Origin of the sequence: Phytoamicus setariae, assembly GCF_016722925.1 — a bacterium.
Classification (GTDB): Bacteria; Pseudomonadota; Alphaproteobacteria; order Rhizobiales; family Rhizobiaceae; genus Rhizobium_E; species Rhizobium_E setariae.
This window is the reverse complement of sequence record NZ_JAEQNC010000016.1, coordinates 22,756-37,976: the sequence shown is the minus strand read 5'-3', so window position 1 is coordinate 37,976 and position 15,221 is coordinate 22,756. Positions and strand designations below refer to the sequence as shown.

Sequence of the window (15,221 nt, the reverse complement as noted above, 5' to 3'; positions counted from 1 at the left end):
CCGGTTTCCTCATTGCGTGAAGGCCGAACCGCCATCCAGCTGGCATCGGCCGGCTCAGAACGACTGGCCTATGCCGGCATAAATGCCGAAGCGGCTGCCGTCCTCGTAGCGGTTCAATGGCACGGCGACATCGAGCCTGAGCGGCCCGAACGGAGTCGCATAACGGATACCTATACCTGCGCCGGCGCGTATATCGCTGAAATCCGGGTACATTTCCCGTCCAACCGTACCAACGTCCAGAAATGGGACCACGCCGAATGTCTTGTTGATCGCGATACGGGCTTCCAGCGATGTCAGCGCATAGGAGCGACCGCCAAGTGCGTCGCCCTGCTTGTTGTATGGAGAAATCTCCTGAAAGGCGTAACCTCGAACCGAACCCCCACCGCCGGCATAGAAGCGGCGCGTTGCCGGGATCTGGGAGATTTCGTCGACGCCGACGAGCGTACCCAGCGACAGCTTGCCCGCCAGAACGATATCGTCCTCGGCGTCGAGGGCGTAGTAACCGGATGCGGAACCTTCAAGCGACGTGAATATATTCTGGTAGTAGAACTCGTAACTCGGCTTCGTACTCAGATTGAACTTGTAGCCATCGGTCGGGTTGAGCGAATCGTTGCTGGCATCCCGTGCCCAGGTCACCGGCAGGGACTTGATCAGATATTCGTGCGTCCCGAATGTGTCTTCCGTTTGGTTCCACGCGAAGTCAGTGCCGGCGGTGACCGTATCCCGCTTTGAAAGCTCCCAGGCTACGTTTGCATAGGCGGAGACCTGGGCTGACTGGTAGCTGTCTGGATGGACCGATGACGCGAGGACGCCGGCGTTGAATGTGGTGATTTCGTTGAACGCAGCCGGTTTGGAAAAGACGATCGAGGCGTTGTAGTCGAGATCCAACCAGTCTGTCGCCTGACCGAGCCTTGAAACCCAACCCGAAATCTTTAGGGATTCCGCGTTGCCGAACAGGTTGCGGTGTCCCCAGTAGCCCAGCACGCCCGCGCCATCGATCGACGATATCTGTGCGCCTGCGCCAAAATAGCGCTGTTTGCCGTCGGCAACCGCAATCGCCAGCGGCATCTGGCCGCTCTGGTCGAGCTGATTGGCCTTGGTGATGGCGACGGACGAAAACACCCCCAGCTTGCGCAGGCGTTCCGAAGCATCCTTTATCTCTTCTGGTGAGTAGCGTTCACCTTCATGCAGGCGCGACCATTTCGTGATGAATTCGGGGTTGACGAGTTTCGATCCGCTGACGCTGATCTCGCCCAATGGGGTAACGGGACCGCCCTCGGCACCAATGACGACGGAGACGGTGTCGGTAGCATGGTCGGCGATCAGCTGGCGTTCGGTGAGTTTTGCCAGTGGCCGGCCTTCCGCCTCGAGGTCGGCGACAACCTTGTCCGCGGCCTTGACGACCAGGTTCGAGCCGGCCGCTACGCCTGGAGACAGCCCGTAGTCGGCCGGATTGTATTTGCCCGCATCGCCCCTGAACGAAACGTCCTTGACCGTGAAGACGGGTCCGGGATCGACCTTGATGACCACAGGCACCGGCTTGTCGCGCGCAAATGTCGGCAATGGCGGCAACGCATCGAGCTCTGTGCCGTCCACGATGACAGTGACGATTCCGCCGTAGCGCGCGTCTTCGTACAGCGCAGCAAGCAATCGGTCCCTGTCGTCACGCGCCTTGATGACAAGGCCGAGGTCGCCAGATACCGGCTTGGCGCTTTCCTGATAGAGCAGCGAGGATTTTTGCAGTTTCTCGTCCAGTTCCTTGTCGCCACCAGACAGTTCCACAGTGTAGCTGACAGGGTTGGAAACGGCGAGCTCCTCGTCGTCGCCTTCAAAGAACTTCATCCCGAAGATTTCGAACGCTTGTGCCGCTTGTGGTATAACGAGCGCTCCTCCTTGAAGCGCGAACGCGGCAACGACAGTTGAGGCTCGAATATGTGCCGAAAATCTACGCATGGCCCCGATATTCTTGTTCTCTTGGATTGAAACGTAACAGAAAGGATTCTCGAATTGAAGCCCATCGTTGTTTTGATTCAGGAATTCAACGTTTAGCGTTAATTTCGCGCGCCGACAGAAAAGTCGAGGACCGTGGTGCCAGCCTTCAGTTGCGCGCAAACGCTTGCCTCTCCGGAGCAATTGCTCTACCGGAGTTGTTGAATCGTTTTGCATGTCAAAAGGCCCGAAAATGACCCTAGTCGATGTCCGCACGCCCGATCCCAAACGCTTCATTCCAGGCGCCACAGGCGACTGGGAAGTGGTGATCGGCATGGAAGTACATGCGCAGGTGACGAGCAATTCGAAGCTCTTTTCCGGCGCTTCGACCGAGTTCGGCCGCCCGCAGAACTCCAACGTCTCGCTCGTCGATGCCGCCATGCCCGGCATGCTGCCCGTGATCAACGAGGAATGCGTCAAGCAGGCTGTGCGCACCGGCCTTGGTCTGAAGGCGCAGATCAATCACCGCTCGGTCTTCGACCGCAAGAACTACTTCTATCCGGACCTGCCGCAGGGCTATCAGATCTCGCAATTCAAGGATCCGATCGTCGGCGAAGGCAAGATCGTCATCTCCATCGGCCCGGATCGCCAGGGCCAGTTCGAGGATGTGGAAATCGGCATCGAGCGCCTGCATCTCGAGCAGGATGCCGGCAAGTCGATGCACGACCAGCATCCGACCATGTCCTATGTCGATCTCAACCGATCCGGCGTGGCGCTGATGGAAATCGTCTCCAAGCCGGATCTGCGTTCGTCGGATGAGGCCAAGGCCTATCTGACCAAGCTGCGCACGATTCTCCGTTATCTCGGCACCTGTGACGGCAATATGGACGAGGGGTCCATGCGCGCCGACGTCAACGTCTCCGTCCGCAAGCCGGGCGGTGCATTCGGCACGCGCTGCGAAATCAAGAACGTCAATTCGATCCGCTTCGTCGGTCAGGCGATCGAATATGAAGCGCGCCGCCAGATCGCCATTCTGGAAGAGGGCGGTTCCATCGATCAGGAAACGCGTCTCTTCGACGCTGCCAAGGGCGAAACCCGCTCGATGCGCTCCAAGGAAGATGCGCACGATTACCGCTATTTCCCCGATCCGGACCTGCTGCCGCTGGAGTTCGACAACGCATTCGTCGGCGAACTCTTGAAGAGCCTGCCTGAACTGCCTGACGACAAGAAGGAGCGGTTCGTCAAGGATCTCGGCCTGACTGTTTATGATGCCTCGGTGCTGGTGTCGGAAAAGGCGATTGCCGACTATTTCGAGAAGTTGGCTGATGGCCGCGACGGCAAGATTGCCGCCAACTGGGTGATCAACGATCTGCTCGGCGCGCTCAACAAGCAAGGCAAGTCGATCGATGAGACGCCTGTCGGTCCCGCCCAGATCGGCGCCATCCTCGACCTCATCAAGGATGGCACGATTTCCGGCAAGATCGCCAAGGATCTGTTCGAAATCGTCTGGGCCGAAGGTGGCGACCCCCGCGAGATCGTCGAATCCCGCGGCATGAAGCAGGTCACCGATACCGGCGCCATCGAGAAGGCCGTCGACGAGATCATTGCCGCCAACCCCGATCAGGTTGCCAAGGTCCAGGCAAAGCCTTCGCTTGCCGGCTGGTTCGTCGGTCAGGTGATGAAGTCGACAGGCGGCAAGGCCAACCCACAGGCCGTACAGGCCCTGGTCAAGGCCAAGCTCGGCATCGAAGAGTGAGTGGCCTGTTCTTCATACGCTCGGCAGGCGAGGGTGACCTCGCCGCCGTATCGAAAATAATCGAGGCGTGTGAACCCAGGGCCCCACGCTCGGTACAGAACCTCAAGGCAGACCTGAAGCGGCCTGATTCCGAGTTCGTCGTGGCTGATGACGGGCGCCAGCTTGGCGGTATGGGTTATGCCGCCATGGCCAAGGAAGAGACGGGTGTCGTCATCCTGCACCGGCTCCATGTCTCTGGCAATCTGACGGGGCAGGGAATTGGCCGCGACATTTTTGCCGAGCTGGAAACCTGTTTTCCCGATGCCAAGCGCATGCGCGTCGAGGTCGAGAAGGCCGATGAGGCGTCTCAGGGCTTCTTTACCAGCCTGGGCTTTGCCGAAATTGGCTGGGCCAAGCAGGGTAGCGATCGGCCACATGACGCTGAGGTGGCCATCCTCGAAAAAAGCCTCGTTTTCTGATTATTCGAGATTGGTGTGGCGGGCGCGCATGCTCTCGCTCGTCTCGCCCAATCGTTCGCGCAGCCGCATCACCAGAATTTCGTACAGCAGGAATTGTGCGCCCTCATAAAGGCTGCCCATCGGCAGAAACGATGTTGGCACATTCTGGTCCCGCGCCATTGTCTGCGCGGGAATGATAAAGCTCGAATCGGAGCTTTTGGTAACTTGCGAGCCGGGTTCGGCAGTAAAACACGCTGTTTTCGCCCCGGCCGCACGCGCGACACCCAGCAAGGCTTCCACGGTCGAGAGATAGCCGGGGCCCGCGCTGACAAGCAGCAGGTCTCCGGGGCCAACCGGCGGTGCGTTCATGTCGGCGACCATGTGGACATCGAGCCCCAGATGATAGAGGCGCATGCAAAGCGCCCGCATCATCAGTCCCTCTCGCCCGCAGCCATAAAGGCATATGCGCCGCGAGGTTACGAGCGTCTCGATCAAGGCGACCATCTGGTCTTCATCGACGGCATCGAGACAGGCGCCGAGTTCGGAAAGGGCCTTGGCGCCCATATCTGCGATGGTGTTCATCCTGTCATTTCCATTCAGTCTTTGATCTGCGGTTTGGCGGTTGGGTCGTAAATTTGCACGACGCTACATTCCATCAACTCGAGCATGCGTTGCTTGTTGCAGGCGAGCTTTCCGGCTGCTTCGGCTTCCTTGTGTGTTTTCCAGCCGCAGTGATATTCGTGCCAGTGATTGCCTTCCTTGCTCTGCATGAACACATCGACCGTCCAGCCATAGGCACAGTAAGCCATTTCCAGGCAGTCGTCCGGTGCAGCCCCGCCCTTGACGCACTGCTTCCTGGCGCAGGCGAAGGCCTCTTTTGCCGTCGGGCCCTTGCAAATGCCGAATGATTGTTCCGGCGCCTGGACGATGGCGATGCCTTCGGCGCGGGCGCTCGGCAGCATGAGAATCACAAGCAGGATGGCAATGACCAGGCGGCCAATGCGGGTCATGTCAGTCTCCCCCTAATGCAGGTGCCAAACGGCTGTTAAGCAGGGGCGAGGATGGCTGCGCAAGGGGTGGATTGCAAGCGCGAAAGCGTGCTGCAAGGGCGAAACGCTCTGGACAATTCCGGCGGCAGGCGGCATAAGCTGATGTGATTGACCATGCCTGCTGCGCGTGGCCCGCATCGTTCAGGATACTACGATATGAAGTTGCTGTTGCAGATTTTCACCTGGTGGAATCATCAGACCATCGGAACGCGTTTCTTCACCTGGCGCCACGGCAAGCGGGTGGGTTCGGATGAATTCGGCAATGTCTACTACGAAGGTCCGCTTTCGTCCTACGGGCTGCAGCGCCGCTGGGTGGTTTACAACGGCTATGCCGAGGCAAGCGCCATTCCGCCCGGCTGGCACGGCTGGATGCATCACCGTACCAATACCCCGCCGAGCCGCGAAGACTATAAGCCACGCGAATGGCAGAAACCGCACCGTGCCAATGCGACGGGTACGGCCAATGCCTACCGCCCCAAGGGTTCGCTCGCAGCCGGTGGCGAACGTCCCCGCGTGACTGGCGACTACGACGCCTGGACGCCGCGCGGCTGATCTCTTTTTCCGGCCATATTTGATCTTTAACGCTGGGCCCACGGATCAAATCGTAGCGGCAGCGGAAGGCATACATGACACGAGCAATGGCGATCGGCAGCAGGACGGCGGGAAGCATGGCATTTGCCGCTCTCGCCCTCATGACGGCGCTTGCGCCGGCCCCTGCATTTGCCGAAAAGATCAAGAACCCGGTTGCCGTCTTTTCGGGTCTCGACAAGATCACCGGCCGGACCACGTCTTTCGACGTCTATATCGACGAGACCGTACAGTTTGGTGCGCTGCAGGTAACGCCGAAAGTCTGCTACAGCCGTGACGAATCCGAGCCACAGAAGATTTCCGGCTTTATCGAAGTCGACGAGATTACGCTTGACCGGAAAATACGCCGGATCTTCACCGGCTGGATGTTTGCCGCATCTCCCGGCCTCAACGCCGTGGATCACCCGATCTACGATGTGTGGTTGACAGATTGCAAGCAATCCTCGGATGTTCCTGCTCCGGAAGAGACCAAAGTCAACGGTCAGTAGGCGTTCAGAACGCCAGATCCTCTGAGCGCATCGCCTTCTCGAGCAGCTTTTCATAGGCCTTTCGTGGCACGTCGATCGCCCCGAACGTCTTGAGGTGTTCGGTTGTGAACTGCGTGTCGAGTAGGGCGAAGCCTTGTTGCTGAAGGCGCTCGACGAGATGGACGAGGCAGATCTTCGACGCGTCCGTCCGCCGCGAGAACATGCTCTCGCCAAAGAAGGCCGAACCGAGCGTAACGCCGTAAAGACCACCGACCAGCGTATCACCTTCCCAAGCCTCGACCGAGTGGGCATAACCCATCCGGTGAAGTTCCTTGTAAAGCGTCAGGATGAGTGGATTGATCCAGGTGCTTGGCCGATCCGAGGTGGCTTCGGCACAGTGTTCCATGACAGAATCAAAAGCAGTGTCGAAGCGGATATCGAATATCCGCTTCCTGATCGACTTCTGCAGGCTGTGGGAGACGTGGAAAGCGTCGAGCGGAATAACGCCGCGCAATTCCGGCTGCACCCAATAGATATCCGGATCGTCAGCCGATTCCGCCATGGGGAAAAGTCCGGCGGAATAGGCGCGCAGAAGGATTTCGGGCGTGAGGGCGAGGGGATTGAAAGGCCGCGCCATCACGATTTCCGTCAAACAGACGTTTTCGCCAGGTAGTCTTCGAGCCAATGGATGTCGTAGTCCCCATTGGCAATATCTGGGTTGGTCACCAGATCCTGGAAGAGCGGAAGCGTGGTCTTGATCCCGTCGATAACGAACTCATCGAGAACACGGCGCAGGCGCATCATGCATTCCACGCGTGTGCGTCCATGCACAATCAGCTTGCCGATCAGGCTGTCGTAGTAAGGCGGGATTCGGTAGCCCTGATAGGCACCGGAATCAACGCGTACGCCCAGGCCGCCCGGAGCATGGAAGTGGGTGATCGTGCCGGGAGAGGGCACGAACGTGCGTGCATCCTCGGCATTGATGCGGCATTCGATGGCGTGGCCGGAGAATTCGATTTCCTCCTGCGTCACGCTGAGGCCGCCGCCGGAAGCAACACGGATCTGTTCGTGCACCAGGTCGATGCCGGTGATCGCCTCGGTGATCGGATGCTCCACCTGAAGACGGGTGTTCATCTCGATGAAATAGAATTCGCCATTTTCGTAGAGGAATTCGACCGTGCCAGCGCCGCGGTACTTCAGCTTCTTCATCGCGTCGGCGCAGATCTGGCCGATCTTCATGCGCTGTTCGACGTTGAGGGCCGGGGAGTTTGCTTCCTCCCAGATCTTCTGGTGGCGCCGCTGCAGCGAGCAGTCGCGCTCGCCGAGATGGATGGCATTGCCGGCACCGTCGCCAAATACCTGGATCTCGATGTGGCGGGGCTTGCCGAGATACTTTTCCATGTAGACGGAATCGTTACCGAATGCGTTGGCGGCTTCCGAACGTGCGGTATTGAAAGCTTCGAGAAGGTCGGCTTCGGTCTTGGCCACTTTCATCCCGCGTCCGCCGCCGCCGGCGGTGGCCTTGATCAGGACGGGATAACCGATTTCGCGGGCGGTCTTCAGCGCGTCTGCGTCGTTCAACACCTCACCAGCAGAGCCCGGAACGACGGGGATGCCGAGGTCCATGGCCGTCTGCTTGGCGGTGATCTTGTCGCCCATGATCCGGATATGATCGGCGGTCGGCCCGATGAAGGTGATGCCGTGCGCATCGAGTATGTCAGCAAACTTGGCGTTTTCCGAAAGGAACCCGTAGCCTGGGTGAACGGCATCCGCTCCTGTGATTTCGCAGGCGGCAACGATCTGATGAATGTTCAGATAGCTGTCGCGCGAGGGGGGAGGCCCGATGCAGACGCTTTCGTCGGCGAGTCGAACATGCATTGCGTCCGAATCGGCGGTCGAATGCACAGCAACGGTTGCTATGCCGAGCTCTTTGCAGGCGCGCAGCACCCGAAGGGCGATTTCACCACGATTGGCGATCAGGATCTTGGAAATCATGCCGATACCGCCTTATTCGATGATCAGGAGGGGCTCGCCGAATTCGACCGGTGCGGCATCGCTCACAAGGATGGCGGCGATCTTGCCGGACCGCGGCGCGGGGATCTGGTTCATCGTCTTCATCGCTTCGATGATGAGAACGGTCTGGCCTTCCTTGACTATCGAGCCGACTTCGATGAATGCCGGGCTACCGGGCGCCGGGCTATGATAGGCCGTGCCTACCATCGGCGAGGTCAGCGTGAAACCGTTGACGACTGCCGGTTCTGCCTGGGCAGCAACAACAGGCGAAGCCGCTGCCGCGAGCGGCTGGGCCATCGGCTGCGGCGCATATGCCGGGTAGGGGGCGTAGACAGGCTGGTTCGACTGGCTGTTGCGAGACACGCGAATGCGCAGGTCGTCCTGTTCTACTTCAATTTCGGTCAGATCCGTATCTTTGAGGATGTTGGCGAGATCGCGGATCAATTCCTGATCGATGCCCGTTTTTTTGTCAGCCATTTTTCAATGTCCCGATTCTTGTTACTTGATGAGTGTCGTGGCGGCGCGGAGCGCCAAAAGATAGGAGTCGGCTCCGAAGCCGCAAATCACACCCTTGACGGCGGGGGCAGTCCACGTCTTGTGACGGAACTCTTCGCGCGCATGAATGTTGGAAAGGTGCAGTTCGATGGATGGCACCGAGATTGCGCGCAAGGCGTCATGCAATGCAATAGACGTGTGTCCGTATGCGCCGGGATTGATGAGGACCGCAGCCGCCTTGTCGTTGGCCTCGTGAATCCAGTCGATGAGAACGCCTTCATGGTTGGTTTGACGGAAGTCGACTTCAAGGCCAAGCTCAGCCCCCAATTTCCTGCAATCGTCGGCGATCGCCTCGAGAGTTTGCCCACCGTAAATTCCCGGTTCCCGCTTTCCCAACATGTTGAGATTGGGGCCATTCAAGACAAATACAGTGTGTGCCATCAATTCTTTCCGGTTTTACGCATGATCCCCTATAAACCCCGGAGCGTTACAGGAAAAGAGGCAACAGGCAGCTTGCAGCTTGTCCACAAGCTGCAAGCCCCCAAATGTGTCGAATTGTTGACTAAAGCCACCGGAAGGCGGCGAAATCAGCAGCTGGCCTTGCCGCACTGGCCGATATTGGCGATCTTTTCGTTGAGTTCATCGGCGCCCACAGCGCCGAAGACGGCCTCGTCGCCGATGATGTAGGAGGGGGTGCCGGAGATGCCCAGCTTGGTGGCCAGCTTGTAGGCATCCTGCACGCTTTCGTCGCTCGGCGAAGACGTCATCTTTTCGCGGATGGCTTTTTCGCTCACACCAAGCGATTCAGCCACCGCCAGTGCACGCGCTTCGTCTGCATGCGCCTTGTTGCCCAACAGTTCATGATGAAACTCGCCGTACTTTTCCGGCGCGATCAGGCGAAACGCCGCCGATACCTTATGGGCGGCAAGCGAATCGGGGCCGAGAATCGGGAATTCCTTCAAAACGAACCGTACGTCCGGATTGCTCTTGATGACCGCGTTCATATCCGAGAGGGCGCGCTTGCAGTACCCGCAATTGTAGTCGAAGAACTCGACAATGGTGACCTTGCCCTTCGGGTTGCCAATGGAGAGATCGTACGGCGCGTTGAAGATCGCGTCGTAATTGTCCTTCACGGCCGATTTGGCCTGGGCCAGCCGCTCGGTTTCCTGCTTCTGCTGCAGGGTCTGCTGAATCTCGATCATGATTTCCGGATTTTGCAGCAGGTACTCGCGGACGATTTCGCCGATTTCCTTCTTCTCGGTGTCATCGAAGGCGTTGGCACTGGTGGCCGCTGCGGCGAAAATGGAGGCGGAAAGCGCCGTCGCGGTAAGCAGAGTCCTGAATTTCATAAAGTCGATCCTTGTCGTCAACGCGGGCAATGCGATGAATTTGCTGGGCTAACCTATAGAGGCAGTTTGTCCCGCGGGGAATAGAAAAGGCACCTGGCTCTAGCCGCCTCGCAGGAATGTGATCGTCCGACAAGTCGTCGAAGCGCGGCGTATATTCGGTGACCTTTATGGCATGAAAAAGCCCGCAAGAAGCGGGCTTTTGTAGTTTAGGAACCTTTGATCAGTTTTTGAACTAGATCAAAGAAACCCCCTTTTTTGCCACCAGCCGCCCTTTTTGGGCTTGGCTGCTTCTTCAGTCGGTTCGGTCGAGCTCGAGGATACGACCGCTGGCTTGGAGGCAGCGATCGCTGCCTCGCCACGATTGGCGCGTGCCTTGCTCTTTGACGCTTCAGACTCTTCCTCTGAAGCCTCGGCAGCCGGCTCTGCCGGAGCTGCGTCTGCGACGGCCTCGTCAACCGTAGCGGGCGCTTCCTCCACTGCTTCGGCAACGGGCGCTGCAGGGGCCGCTTTAACAACCTTCGTAGCTGGTTCGGTTGCCTCGGCAGCCGCCTTGGCGGCTTTCGTGCGGCGCGGACGCTTCGGCTTTTCGGTTACGGCTTCTGCCACGGCTTCGACAGCAGGAGCTTCATCGGTTGCCGGCTCTTCGGATACCACGGTTTCGGCATCTGCATCGGAGTCAGCCGACTGTTCGGTCTCGCCGCCTTCACGACCGCGACGTCCGCCCCGCTTGCCACGGCGACGGCGCTTGCGCGCATCGCTTTCGGCAGCTTCGGCGTCAACATCGGAAACGGCTGCAGCTTCTTCGGTTTCTGCGTCGCCCTTGTCGTCGCTGTCATCACCATCATCGGAATCTTCCGACGAGTCGGAGACGAAATCGGACTGCGCATTTGCCCCTTCGGCACCGTTGCGATTTCCGCCGCGACGCCTGCGCCTGCGCTTCTTCTTCTTGCCGCTCTGGTCGTCGTTGCGAGCCGGTTCGACGGCTGCGGGCTTTTCTTCCTTTTCTTCTTCCTCGTCCTCGAAGACGGGGATGTCATCGTCCTCTTCCTCCTCGACGGGGAAGTGGATGAGCTGCTCGATCTTCACCGGATTTTCAACGGCTTCGCCACGCTCGATGGCAAAATGCTGGCCGCCGGCTACGCCAACGGCGTCGATCAGGATGGAGACACCGAAACGGTTCTCGTAGTCGACGATCGTGCCGCGCTTGTGGTTCAGCAGGTAAAGGGCTGTGTCGGGCGTCGTATGCACGATGATGTCGTGTGTCGTGCTCTTGAGCAGAAACTCTTCGATGCCGCGCAGCACATGCAGTGCGACGGACGACTGCGAACGGATATGCCCGGTGCCGCCGCAATGCGAGCAGACCTGCATGGTGCTTTCGAGCACCGATGCGCGGATGCGCTGGCGCGACATTTCAAGCAGGCCGAAATGCGAAATGCGTCCGACCTGGATGCGTGCCCGGTCGTTTTTCAGGCAGTCCTTCAGGCGTTTTTCGACATGACGGTTGTTGCGCTTCTCCTCCATGTCGATGAAGTCGATGACCACGAGGCCGGCCAGGTCGCGCAGGCGCAACTGGCGAGCAACTTCTTCGGCAGCTTCGAGATTGGTTTGGAGAGCGGTGTCTTCGATAGAATGCTCACGTGTCGAACGGCCCGAGTTGACGTCTATCGCAACCAAGGCTTCCGTCTGGTTGATGATGATGTAACCGCCGGACTTCAGTGTCACCTGCGGCTGCAGCATCCGGTCGAGCTGTGCTTCGATGCCGGCGCGCGAGAAGATCGGGTGAAGATCACGATACGGCTGAACCACCTTGGCGTGGCTCGGCATCAGCATCTTCATGAAGTCCTTGGCTTCGCGATAGCCTTCCTCGCCGGCAACGATGACTTCGTTGATATCCTTGCTGTAAAGGTCGCGGATCGAGCGCTTGATCAGGCTGCCTTCTTCATAAACGAGGCAAGGAGCGGTCGAGGACAGCGTCTTGGTGCGGACGTTTTCCCAGAGGCGCATCAGGTACTCGAAGTCGCGTTTGACTTCCGGCTTGGTGCGGTTGGCGCCTGCGGTGCGCAGGATGACGCCCATGCCGTTCGGCACCTCGAGATCGCGGGCGATCTCCTTCAGGCGCTTACGGTCCTGCGGGCTGGTGATCTTGCGGGAAATGCCGCCGCCGCGCGCCGTGTTCGGCATCAGAACCGAGTAACGGCCGGCCAGCGACAGGTAAGTCGTCAGCGCGGCGCCCTTGTTGCCGCGTTCTTCCTTGGCGACCTGAACGAGCAGGATCTGCCGACGCTTGATCACTTCCTGGATACGGTACTGCTTGCGGGGCTTGCGGACGATGCGGTCCGGAACCTCTTCCATGGCGTCTTCGGCGCCGACCGACTCGATGACTTCCTTTTCTTCGTCATGATCGTCGTCGTCGTCATCATCGTTCGAGCGGCGCGGCACATCCTCGGAAACCGAATCGATGTCGGCGGCCATCGCCATTGCCGGCGGGGTCGAGCTATCGTCGCTGTCCGCAGCAGTAGCTTCCGCGGCTTCCGCTTCGTCGGTTGGCTTGGCCTTCTTCGCACGAGGCTTGCGCACGCGCTTTGGCTTGGCTGCTGGCTCAGGTTCCGCAGCCTCAACAGCTTCGATTACTTCTGCGGTTTCAACAACAACCTCGGTTTCCACCGATGCAACGGGTGCCGCCTTCGGCTCGCCCTGCCAAGCAGCAATATCCGGCTGCGGCGTGTCATCTGCCGAAAGGTCAGGCGATACCGGCCATGCTTCAGCCGGGGTGTCGGCTCCGGCACTTACGGGCTCGAAGTCGTCGTCGCGCTTGTGCTCTTCAGCCTCGGCGCGCAGAAGCGCCTGGCGATCGGCAAGCGGGATCTGATAATAGTCGGGGTGAATTTCGGCAAATGCCAAAAAGCCATGGCGGTTGCCGCCGTAGTCCACGAATGCGGCCTGAAGCGATGGTTCTACGCGTGTGACCTTCGCAAGGTAGATGTTTCCGCGGATCTGTTTTTTGTGCTCCGATTCGAAATCGAATTCTTCTATGCGGTTGCCGCGAACAACAACGACCCGCGTCTCCTCAGCGTGAGACGCGTCAATAAGCATCTTGTCTGCCATGTAAGTACAACTCCTCGGCAATAGCTGCCTGGAGACCGCCGGTGACCCTTAGGGTCCGGTAAGCGGTTCAAGCGACTGGTGCCGGATTTTCTGCCTCTCCCGGTATCGACAGGCGCCTGTGCCAAGGGGCGGCTGGAAGCCGGTTGAACCGGTCTTGCCAAATGAGCCGCTAAGAACAACTTCCCTTGCATCAACGTCGAAATACCAAGCGAGAATGCCAATGTCCAAGACCTTGCGGTCCGATGAATTTGCCCGAAGCACGGGCGTGCTGCAGCGAACTGCCATAACAACATGCGGGACGGTCCCGCACGAACGGATTGAGCCTGGGGTGAGCACGTTTCGGCGGCAGATATTATCGCTTCCATGGCGCCAATAGGCTGGCAGCCTCGCTAGCGAATGAATCCCGTCTTCGCCTTTCACCCTACCTTCTTCTATGGTTTATCGCATGGAATATCAAGTGGTGACGCAAAACCGTCACAATATTGCTCAATTGGATGTCTCGCCTCCGGGGAAATCCGTGATTTGTCTTGACGGGGTTTGACAAGCTTCACGCCGGTCTTTGCATCTAGGCGGATACGGCCGCCCGCGAATCGGGCAAGGATGAGTGACGAGTCGATTGAGCTTACAAGGCTGACGGTCCGCGCTCGAGTTGGAATTTTCGGTTAAATCATGTTGAAATCCGTTGCGACCATTGCCCTGTCGATTGCTGCCATCCTGTTGCCGGCACTCAGTGCGGCCGCTGTGGAATCTGAGCTTCCGGAACAAAAACCGTTGATCGCATACGAGGCGCGTATCGCTGGTGACGACGCGCGGACCCGCATCGTCATTGATTTCGATCGCAAGCCGACGTTCCGGCTGCACTATACGGCGCGTCCAAATCGTCTCATTGTCGATCTGGACGAGACGGTCTTCGGCTTCGGCGAACAGAATCTTGCGGCTATCGGACTATACTCCGACATTAGATACGGAACGATGGGTGAGGGCGTGTCCCGCATCGTCTTGACTGCACATCGGCCAATCAAGGCTGTCGTGGCTGAGGTCAGGCCCAACGAAACCGACAAGGGGTTTCGCCTGGTAATTGAATCCGAAGTGGTCCCCGAAAAGCAATTTGCCGATCTCGTCCAGAACCAGCAATGGAAAGGCGCCGAACAAGTCGCCCCTGGCAAGAACGATCGGGTCGGCGTGCAGATCGGCCCCGTCAAACCGGATGAGTTCATCATCGCGGTCGATGCCGGGCATGGCGGCATTGACGCCGGCGCGCGCGGAACGACCACCAAGGTGGAAGAAAAAACGGTGACGCTTTCCTTCGCACAGGCGCTCGTCGAGCGATTGAACAAGGAAAAGGGAGTGCGCGCCTTCCTGACGCGGGAAGACGACACCTTCGTTTCCCTATCGGAACGCGTCGTCATTGCCCGCCAGCACCAGGCGCGCCTGTTGATTTCCCTGCATGCCGATACGTTGCGCCAGAAAGACATTCGCGGCGCGACCGTCTACACCATTTCGGACAAGGCATCCGACAAGCTGGCCGAAAGCCTTGCTGAACGCGAAAACCTTTCCGATCGCATCGCCGGGCTCGAAATCAAGGATGAGCCCGAGGAAATCACCGACATCCTCATCGATCTGACGCGCCGCGAGACCCAGGCGTTTTCGATCCAGCTTGCCGAAAAGCTGGTGAAATCGTTCGAAGGCCAGATAGAGCTCATCAACAATCCGCTTCGTCACGCCGGATTCCGGGTGCTGCAAGCACCTGACGTACCCTCCATTCTGCTCGAATTGGGGTTCCTTTCCAACCCAAAGGATGAGAAACTCCTGACTGATCCGGACTGGCAGAAGAAGATAGCCGACCTCATCGCTCAGGCGGTGGACAGGTATCTCGATACAGCCGGTGTGGCGCGTGGCGGATGAGAACCACTCCACGCAAAAATGGCCCGGACGGTGCAGGTGGGCGTGGAAAAACGCCTCTGGCCCTATTTTCCTCACATTCCGCGCTGTATGGACCATGAAGGCAAAGGTCGCCCCCATGCTGGAAACGG

General features: G+C 58.8%; 14 protein-coding genes. 5 read left to right on the top strand and 9 right to left on the bottom strand.

Annotated elements, in window-relative coordinates; translation table 11 throughout:
* Window positions 1-54: 54 nt before the first annotated feature.
* The gene (locus JJB09_RS22650; RefSeq protein WP_201663368.1) at window positions 55-1,953 is read right to left on the bottom strand and encodes an autotransporter assembly complex protein TamA; all 1,899 of its coding nucleotides are present in this window, start codon (window positions 1,951-1,953) and stop codon (window positions 55-57) included.
* 229 nt (window positions 1,954-2,182) lie between these two features.
* Here JJB09_RS22650 and gatB point away from each other — a divergent pair, with 229 nt between their 5' ends.
* Together gatB and JJB09_RS22640 are read left to right on the top strand one after the other, a co-directional pair.
* The gene (gatB, locus tag JJB09_RS22645) at window positions 2,183-3,685 is read left to right on the top strand and encodes an Asp-tRNA(Asn)/Glu-tRNA(Gln) amidotransferase subunit GatB (RefSeq protein WP_201663367.1); all 1,503 of its coding nucleotides are present in this window, start codon (window positions 2,183-2,185) and stop codon (window positions 3,683-3,685) included.
* A complete protein-coding gene (locus JJB09_RS22640; protein WP_201663366.1) occupies window positions 3,682-4,143 on the top strand; it encodes a GNAT family N-acetyltransferase in 462 nt (153 codons plus the stop codon). The genes gatB and JJB09_RS22640 overlap by 4 nt, the downstream gene beginning before the upstream one ends.
* On the opposite strand, the gene JJB09_RS22635 is transcribed toward JJB09_RS22640, so the two are convergent.
* Together JJB09_RS22635 and JJB09_RS22630 are read right to left on the bottom strand one after the other, a co-directional pair.
* A complete protein-coding gene (locus JJB09_RS22635) occupies window positions 4,144-4,704 on the bottom strand; it encodes an SIS domain-containing protein (RefSeq protein WP_201663365.1) in 561 nt (186 codons plus the stop codon).
* Window positions 4,705-4,718: 14 nt separating this feature from the next.
* The gene (locus JJB09_RS22630; protein WP_201663364.1) at window positions 4,719-5,132 is read right to left on the bottom strand and encodes a hypothetical protein; all 414 of its coding nucleotides are present in this window, start codon (window positions 5,130-5,132) and stop codon (window positions 4,719-4,721) included.
* Window positions 5,133-5,327: 195 nt separating this feature from the next.
* Between JJB09_RS22630 and JJB09_RS22625 the strand changes: the two genes are divergently transcribed.
* Both JJB09_RS22625 and JJB09_RS22620 read left to right on the top strand, forming a co-directional pair.
* Window positions 5,328-5,723: an NADH:ubiquinone oxidoreductase subunit NDUFA12 gene (locus JJB09_RS22625; protein ID WP_201663363.1), complete on the top strand. Its 396-nt coding sequence runs from the start codon at window positions 5,328-5,330 to the stop codon at window positions 5,721-5,723.
* Window positions 5,724-5,797: 74 nt separating this feature from the next.
* Window positions 5,798-6,247 carry a DUF2155 domain-containing protein gene (locus tag JJB09_RS22620; RefSeq protein ID WP_201663362.1) on the top strand — a complete coding sequence of 150 codons (450 nt, stop codon included), beginning with the start codon at window positions 5,798-5,800 and terminating at the stop codon, window positions 6,245-6,247.
* A gap of 4 nt (window positions 6,248-6,251) precedes the next feature.
* On the opposite strand, the gene aat is transcribed toward JJB09_RS22620, so the two are convergent.
* The 6 genes from aat to JJB09_RS22590 form a co-directional block, all read right to left on the bottom strand.
* On the bottom strand, window positions 6,252-6,863 hold the full coding sequence (gene aat / locus JJB09_RS22615) for a leucyl/phenylalanyl-tRNA--protein transferase (RefSeq protein WP_201663361.1): 612 nt from the start codon (window positions 6,861-6,863) through the stop codon (window positions 6,252-6,254).
* 11 nt (window positions 6,864-6,874) lie between these two features.
* Window positions 6,875-8,221, bottom strand: coding sequence for an acetyl-CoA carboxylase biotin carboxylase subunit (gene accC, locus JJB09_RS22610; RefSeq protein WP_201663360.1), 1,347 nt, complete (start codon window positions 8,219-8,221; stop codon window positions 6,875-6,877).
* Between the two features lie 12 nt (window positions 8,222-8,233).
* A complete protein-coding gene (accB, locus tag JJB09_RS22605; RefSeq protein ID WP_201663359.1) occupies window positions 8,234-8,716 on the bottom strand; it encodes an acetyl-CoA carboxylase biotin carboxyl carrier protein in 483 nt (160 codons plus the stop codon).
* Window positions 8,717-8,737: 21 nt separating this feature from the next.
* Window positions 8,738-9,175 carry a type II 3-dehydroquinate dehydratase gene (gene aroQ / locus JJB09_RS22600; RefSeq protein WP_201663358.1) on the bottom strand — a complete coding sequence of 146 codons (438 nt, stop codon included), beginning with the start codon at window positions 9,173-9,175 and terminating at the stop codon, window positions 8,738-8,740.
* Between the two features lie 146 nt (window positions 9,176-9,321).
* Window positions 9,322-10,083: a DsbA family protein gene (locus tag JJB09_RS22595; protein WP_201663357.1), complete on the bottom strand. Its 762-nt coding sequence runs from the start codon at window positions 10,081-10,083 to the stop codon at window positions 9,322-9,324.
* A 237-nt stretch (window positions 10,084-10,320) separates the two neighbouring features.
* On the bottom strand, window positions 10,321-13,188 hold the full coding sequence (locus JJB09_RS22590; protein ID WP_201663356.1) for an Rne/Rng family ribonuclease: 2,868 nt from the start codon (window positions 13,186-13,188) through the stop codon (window positions 10,321-10,323).
* A 669-nt stretch (window positions 13,189-13,857) separates the two neighbouring features.
* Between JJB09_RS22590 and JJB09_RS22585 the strand changes: the two genes are divergently transcribed.
* A complete protein-coding gene (locus tag JJB09_RS22585) occupies window positions 13,858-15,093 on the top strand; it encodes an N-acetylmuramoyl-L-alanine amidase (protein WP_201663355.1) in 1,236 nt (411 codons plus the stop codon).
* The last annotated feature ends 128 nt before the right edge of the window (window positions 15,094-15,221 follow it).

Excerpts from the sequence above, each read along its gene's own strand:
- accC (WP_201663360.1), bottom strand. The coding sequence starts at position 8,221 with ATGATTTCCAAGATCCTGATCGCCAATCGTGGTGAAATCGCCCTTCGG.
- JJB09_RS22585 (WP_201663355.1), top strand. The coding sequence starts at position 13,858 with ATGTTGAAATCCGTTGCGACCATTGCCCTGTCGATTGCTGCCATCCTG.
- JJB09_RS22620 (WP_201663362.1), top strand. The coding sequence starts at position 5,798 with ATGACACGAGCAATGGCGATCGGCAGCAGGACGGCGGGAAGCATGGCA.
- JJB09_RS22590 (WP_201663356.1), bottom strand. The coding sequence starts at position 13,188 with ATGGCAGACAAGATGCTTATTGACGCGTCTCACGCTGAGGAGACGCGG.
- JJB09_RS22635 (WP_201663365.1), bottom strand. The coding sequence starts at position 4,704 with ATGAACACCATCGCAGATATGGGCGCCAAGGCCCTTTCCGAACTCGGC.
- aat (WP_201663361.1), bottom strand. The coding sequence starts at position 6,863 with ATGGCGCGGCCTTTCAATCCCCTCGCCCTCACGCCCGAAATCCTTCTG.
- JJB09_RS22625 (WP_201663363.1), top strand. The coding sequence starts at position 5,328 with ATGAAGTTGCTGTTGCAGATTTTCACCTGGTGGAATCATCAGACCATC.
- aroQ (WP_201663358.1), bottom strand. The coding sequence starts at position 9,175 with ATGGCACACACTGTATTTGTCTTGAATGGCCCCAATCTCAACATGTTG.
- JJB09_RS22630 (WP_201663364.1), bottom strand. The coding sequence starts at position 5,132 with ATGACCCGCATTGGCCGCCTGGTCATTGCCATCCTGCTTGTGATTCTC.
- gatB (WP_201663367.1), top strand. The coding sequence starts at position 2,183 with ATGACCCTAGTCGATGTCCGCACGCCCGATCCCAAACGCTTCATTCCA.
- JJB09_RS22650 (WP_201663368.1), bottom strand. The coding sequence starts at position 1,953 with ATGCGTAGATTTTCGGCACATATTCGAGCCTCAACTGTCGTTGCCGCG.
- JJB09_RS22595 (WP_201663357.1), bottom strand. The coding sequence starts at position 10,083 with ATGAAATTCAGGACTCTGCTTACCGCGACGGCGCTTTCCGCCTCCATT.
- accB (WP_201663359.1), bottom strand. The coding sequence starts at position 8,716 with ATGGCTGACAAAAAAACGGGCATCGATCAGGAATTGATCCGCGATCTC.